Source organism: Halorubrum sp. Atlit-26R, assembly GCF_003666015.1.
In the GTDB taxonomy this organism is placed as follows: Archaea; Halobacteriota; Halobacteria; order Halobacteriales; family Haloferacaceae; genus Halorubrum.
Genome location: NZ_QPLT01000188.1, coordinates 1 through 780 on the forward strand (window position 1 = coordinate 1; position 780 = coordinate 780).

General features: G+C 54.7%; 1 protein-coding gene. It reads right to left on the reverse strand.

What is annotated here, in order from left to right; translation table 11 throughout:
• Window positions 1-175 precede the first annotated feature (175 nt).
• A complete protein-coding gene (locus tag DVK07_RS20065) occupies window positions 176-523 on the reverse strand; it encodes a hypothetical protein (RefSeq protein ID WP_121598559.1) in 348 nt (115 codons plus the stop codon).
• Window positions 524-780 lie beyond the last annotated feature (257 nt).

The window sequence follows — 780 nt, forward strand, 5'->3', positions numbered from 1 at the left end:
CTGCTGCCGATGTACGCACAGCTCGTTCGGGCGTTCATCCAGTGTGCGTGTTCACTCTGCGCGAGATGCTCCAGCAGGTCTCGACGCAGTTCGATATCTCCCGCATCCGATGTCATACCGACCGTATATCGGGGCGAGAGGAAATACCTACGCGACAACATTCAAGCGGTTACGCCTACCCCTGGAGTCGGTGTAACGCCGATACCACCTCGTCAAATCTACTCGAACGAGTAACCGTGTCGCGGTCCCAGTCAACCAAATTCTCGCTCTCCAGCTTCGGCAGGTGGGATTGATAAAGCGCCACGTACACTGATCTGCGTGCGTTCGGGGACTCAGACTCAGGTTCGTTCTCCGCAATCGCATCCGCCAACGAACCCACTGTCATCCCGTTCTCGCTAGCTGACTCCAGCTCGATGAGGACTTGTATTCTGCGTGACGCCCGTAGTATATCGGCGATCTGCACTGTTTTCGCGATATCGATGTTCTCTGTACTGTCTGTGTCGTTGTATCTATCTCGCTTCATGTTGTGACTCGCTGCACCCGCACGAGAGCGCGAGTCACAGTTGCCGAATGGTATCGATCCGAGACGTGGCCGGTGCTGGCGCTAGGAAAAGTTGAAAGAGAGTCCCGAGAACCACTCGGGGAACGTCGCGCCCGGGACTTCTTGTCCCTATATACTCTTTATACCTCAACGTATAAAAGCGTGGTGTAATGTACAAATCTGCACAGAATTGTACTGAAATGGTGTGCGGGGGAACCACCCCCGACGTGCGGGTTCTA